The 4,914-nt window shown below is 49.4% G+C and carries 6 protein-coding genes; 1 reads left to right on the plus strand and 5 read right to left on the minus strand.

Translation table 11 applies throughout. The features are described from left to right. Positions 1-149 precede the first annotated feature (149 nt). From ABYP73_RS11370 to ABYP73_RS11385, 4 genes are read right to left on the minus strand one after another with little or no spacing between them, the layout of a single operon-like run. Positions 150-629 (minus strand): c-type cytochrome, encoded by a 480-nt coding sequence (locus ABYP73_RS11370; RefSeq protein ID WP_372974405.1) that lies wholly within the window; start codon positions 627-629, stop codon positions 150-152. Positions 630-676: 47 nt separating this feature from the next. After that, the gene (locus tag ABYP73_RS11375; protein WP_372974406.1) at positions 677-1,636 is read right to left on the minus strand and encodes a YheT family hydrolase; all 960 of its coding nucleotides are present in this window, start codon (positions 1,634-1,636) and stop codon (positions 677-679) included. Next, the gene (locus ABYP73_RS11380) at positions 1,636-2,643 is read right to left on the minus strand and encodes a bestrophin family protein (RefSeq protein WP_372946555.1); all 1,008 of its coding nucleotides are present in this window, start codon (positions 2,641-2,643) and stop codon (positions 1,636-1,638) included. Before ABYP73_RS11380 ends, ABYP73_RS11375 begins: the two co-directional genes overlap by 1 nt. A gap of 6 nt (positions 2,644-2,649) precedes the next feature. Then, positions 2,650-3,627 carry an NAD(P)H-dependent flavin oxidoreductase gene (locus ABYP73_RS11385; RefSeq protein WP_372974407.1) on the minus strand — a complete coding sequence of 326 codons (978 nt, stop codon included), beginning with the start codon at positions 3,625-3,627 and terminating at the stop codon, positions 2,650-2,652. A gap of 101 nt (positions 3,628-3,728) precedes the next feature. On the opposite strand from ABYP73_RS11385, the gene ABYP73_RS11390 reads away from it, so the two are divergent. Further along, on the plus strand, positions 3,729-4,208 hold the full coding sequence (locus ABYP73_RS11390) for an acyl-CoA thioesterase (RefSeq protein ID WP_372945840.1): 480 nt from the start codon (positions 3,729-3,731) through the stop codon (positions 4,206-4,208). Here ABYP73_RS11390 and ABYP73_RS11395 read toward each other — a convergent pair. Beyond that, a partial coding sequence (locus ABYP73_RS11395) for a DMT family transporter (RefSeq protein WP_372974408.1) occupies positions 4,180-4,914 on the minus strand: 735 nt, incomplete at its 5' end. The two genes, ABYP73_RS11390 and ABYP73_RS11395, sit on opposite strands and share 29 nt — an antisense overlap.

Genomic DNA, 4,914 nt, shown 5'->3' on the forward strand with positions numbered 1-4,914 from the left:
AGAGTATGTCTCATGAAAACTTAATGTACTTCCAACAGATGAAGCCTGATACCTAATGAAGAAGTAATACCTCCCTGTATGGGTGTTCAGTCCAATGGTCACATAGACATGGGACAGCGTTTAAAACCAGGAAGATTCCCGAATGTCTCTTATAATGTTCGCAGGTACTCAGCCAGGTCTCGTGCTTCTTCCTGGGTAAGATTCTGGTTGAGCATGATGGCGTTGTTGTATTCCTTTAGAAGGGCCATAGCAATGGGATCTTCCCTGAGCATACCATCTGGGTTGAGCATCATGTTCATCACCCATTCCGGACTGCGTCTTTCGTATACACCTGAAAGGGCCGGGCCGATCATCCGCTGATTGGGGAGGTGGCAGGCCGTGCAGATCGCATTGTATTTGGCTTCACCCCTGGCGGCCATTTCCGCATCAATCTCATCCGGGAAGGTGAGTTCGGTAATTGGGCCTATCCCTTTGTTGTTCATATCTACAGGCACCCCTTCTGATGCGGTTTCTGTGGCAGTGGTGGTCTTGGTCCTGCTCATCTCAAAACCCTCTTTCTTTTCTTCCTTTTTTTCACCGCAGCTCAGGGCAAAAAACCCGAGTACAGTTACCAGTAGTATTTTTTTCATGCTTCCTCTATTTTTTAGAATGTCTAAGATATGAAATTCGGGACGACTTAGATTTCATCGAAAAACTTTAACGCCCTTTTTTCTGTGTATGCGATGTTCTGTACATCGTAAAAACCAACATGGCCCCCGTAATCCGGCACTTCCAGGTAAAGCAGTTCGTTGGCCTCAGCTTCCCTGTACGGATAGCATTCCGGGCCCAGGAAGGAATCGTTCTTGGCATTGATGATCAGGGCTTTTACCCTGATGTTGTCCAGGAACTGCCCTGAGCTGCATTGAGCGTAATACTCCAGGGCATCTGTAAAACCGTGGGCCCTGCTAGTATAGATATCGTCAAAATCTTTTAAGGTCTTGATTTTCTCGATCTCTGAGTCTGGAAGGAGTTCCGGATACAGGGGTTGTTTTGCCTTGAGTTTTTCCACCAGGTGTTTTCTGAATCGCCTCGCATAGGGGATATTCTCCCAGCTCATAAGGGCCCTCAGGGAACTGTGGAGGTCTACGGGCGCGGATATCGCGACAATCCCTTTCAAGGCATCCGGCACCTGCCTGCCTTCCCCTGCGTATTTCAGCACCATATTTCCCCCCAGGCTAAAGCCCTTGATGTATAATTGCCTGTAATCCCCGGTGTTCAGAATATGATTTACGACAGCTTCCAGGTCCTCCGTCGCCCCTGAGTGGTAAGAGCGGTAGAGACGGTTGGGCACCCCGCTGCATCCCCTGAAATTCACCGCGCAACAGTCGTATCCCGCCAGGTTGAAGTGTTTGGCACTACCTGTGATATATGGCCTTTGACCGTGCCCTTCCAGGCCGTGAAGCAGGATCACCACCTTGTTTGTTCTGCGCCGGGCATAACTCCAGTCGAGATCCATAAAATCCCCGTCCGGAAGTTCCAGTCGCTCCCGTTCCTGTTCAAAGTCCGTGATCCTTCTGAAGAGGCCGTAGTAGACCGTAGATACGTGTCCGTTCCTGAAAAGTAGCGGAGGTTGATAGACAGAAAGCAGGTTGGGCATCAGTACAATATATTATCCTGGGGTTGTACAGGCTCAGGAAGGTCGTTTTCATCCAGCATGTCGCGCAGGTCTATCTCAATAGTCCTGCACAGGGCCGTCATAGGTACGTCATTGATTCGCCCTTCAAAAGGATCCTCACTGTTATCACCAATGCTCTCCATGGAGACAAAGATCCACGAGATCAGTACGGAGAAGGGGATCATCAGGAATTCAAACCATTCTTTGGAACCACCCATATCCTCTGTGCGAAAAACATGCAACAAGCCAAAGGGCAGTAGGAGCACAAAGATCCAGGTAAAAATCTTGGAAAAATATCCGTACTGCCTTGGGAAGGGAGTGTTCTTGATTCTCTCACACTTCCCTTGCAAATTGAAGCATTCCTCCAGGACCGATTGGAGTTGGTCTTCCTGGAAGCCGTCTATAACACCTTTCTTTTTAAGTACTGTCAGTTGTCTTGCCTGGTTTTTGATCAAATGTGTCGCGGGATTAACGCGATCATTGAGATCTGCGTATTCTTCAGGTGATACGAACGGACTCGCCTCTTTGCAGGAGACATTGCGTTCTCTGTGCCGCTTGTGTAAATTCTCTACCCTGGCATTTGCTTTGATGGCCCAGGGTTTGGGTTGTCTCAGTTGTACCCTCAGGGCATTGATCCAGGCCAAATGGCGGTAAATCATTTGCCTGTGTACGTGTTTGTCTGAATCCGGATCGTTTGTCTGGACAAAACTGATAACCTGAATGGCCCATGTCCTGCTGTAGTTCACGATGCCTCCCCAGATCTTTCGCCCTTCCCAGAACCGATCGTAACTCTGACTGTTCTTAAAGCCGATATAAAAGGCAACGGCGATCCCTATCACCGTGAGGGGTTGAAACGGAATATCCAGAAAATCGAGCCAAAGGAAGTGATAGGCATAGAAAATGATACCCGCGTAGACAGAAAAGAAAATGAGGTTCTTCCACGCAAACCGCATGATCAATCCCCAGCCGATATTGCGTTTTATATACACAGGTCTTTACTCCTTTGGGTATATCTCTAATAAAGATAATTGGGCTTCAATGGCCTCTCTGAATTCTGCCTTCAACCTTCCCACCAGTTCTTTAACCGGCAGCACATCCTTGACGGTGGTGACCCCTTGTCCGGCAGACCAGATGGTCTTCCAGGCTTTGGCTTCTGTATCGAGTTCCTTTCCAAAATCGACTTTGTGATCTTTTTTCAAGTCCTCCTCCGAGATACCGGCCGCCTTCAGGCTGGCACTCAGAAAATTGGCATGCACACCTGAGATGGCGGCCGTGTAGACTACATCACTGGCCCCGGCGTCGATGATCATATCCCTGTATGCCTCCGGAGCCTGGCTTTCCGTGGTATTGATAAATCGCGTCCCCATATAGGCGAGGTCTGCACCCATTTGCATGGCGGAGGCGATATCCCGGCCGGTAGAAATACAGCCGGAGAGGATGATTGTCTTATCGTAGAATTTCTTGACCTCTGCGATCAGGGACATAGGGTTGATCGTCCCGGCGTGCCCCCCTGCCCCGGCTGAGACGAGGATCAGTCCATCCACACCTGCCTCGGCAGCCTTTTCTGCATGCCTTTTCTTAATTACGTCGTGGAAGACGAGTCCGCCATAACTGTGCACCGCATTCACCAGCTGGGAAACAGCCCCCAGGGAGGTGATGATAATGGGCACCTTGTGTTTGATACAGATTTTCAGGTCGGCCTCCAATCTGGGATTCGTAGGATGGACGATGAGGTTTACACCGAAGGGAGCTGCTTTTTTTCCGCTTTCCTTTTCATAGGCAGACAGGGCTTCTTTGATCTCTACGAGCCATTGCTCAAATCCTTCGCTTGTACGCTGGTTCAATGCCGGGAAGGTGCCGACGATGCCGTTTTTACAGCATTCTATTACAAGTGCAGGACCGGAGATCAGGAACATAGGAGCTGCTATTGCCGGCAGGGAAAGGGATTCGATAAAGGCAGGTTTTGTATTCATCTAAAGGGTTTAAGGGCTAAAAATAGGGATTAATTTTTTTGCAATCCTCCCGGGGTTCAAAGAAAACAATGGTATTTTTGAAGCCTGAAAATAAAGGAGAGATGACCTATTCCAAGGAATTTGAAGTCCGCTGGAGCGATCTGGATGCCAATCGGCATATGGCCAACAGTGCTTATACGAACTTTATGAGTCATACCCGAATGGCCTTTCTGATGGAAATGGGATTTGATCACAAAACCCTGGTAAAGCATCACATAGGTCCGGTGGTCTTCTACGAGCACATGTACTACTTCAAAGAGGTCTTCCCCGGTAAGCCGATAAAGGTTTCTGTCGAGGTAGCAGGAATGAGCGAAGACGGGATGTTCTTTGAATTCCACCATAACTTTTACACTGCAGATGGTAAGAATGTGGCGCATTGCGAGATGATGGGTGGCTGGATCAGCCTGGAAACCCGAAAACTCATCGGCCTGGAGGGAGAATTGCTGGACAAATTCATGCATTTCGAGCGATCCCCTGATTTCAGGATCCTCACCAAGGAAGACACCCGAAAATTCAGGAAACTACCGAAGGATCTGGCTTAGGCTTCCTGCTTACCAGATATACGCCAAGGCACACCAGTAATGCTGAGGCGATCTTCACAGGACTCAGCTGATCCTTTCCGCTCAGGACTGCGAACAGGATCCCGACCAGGGGTTGTACGTAGACAAAGGCACTGACGGTAGAAGCCTTTAACTGAGTTAGGGCAAAGGCGTTGAAGAGGTAAGTGCAGAAGGTGGTGCCCAACACCACAAAGGCAATTCCCCAAAGGGCCTCTCCCGGCAGGGTGCTCCAGGAGATCTCCAGGAATTCGGGCAGGGCCAAAGGAGCATTCAAGAATATCCCGATCAGGAATAGCCATTTCATCAGGGTAAAGGGGTGGTACTTCTCTACCAGCTTCTTGGCCAGGATCAGATACAGTCCAAAGAACAGGGAGTTGACCAGAAAGAGGATATTTCCCAACGGGATGTTCGGGGCATCCTGTCGCATCTCCTGCCCGTAAAAGATCAGCCCCAGTGCACCAGCCAATCCGATAATGATGCCGATCCCTTTAGTCAACCGGATTCGTTCGGCGATCAAGAATGCTGACAAGACCACAACGATGATGGGCGTAGTTGTTACCAATACGGCACTGTTGATGGGGGTCGAGAGGTCTAGACCCTTAAAGAAGGCCAGCATATTGATGGCCATCCCAAAACAGGAACAGAGGATGAATCGGCCCCAGTCCTTTTTTTCCACCCGTTCTTTAGG

Source organism: Muriicola sp. (assembly GCF_041567615.1).
Lineage (GTDB): Bacteria > Bacteroidota > Bacteroidia > Flavobacteriales > Flavobacteriaceae > Muriicola.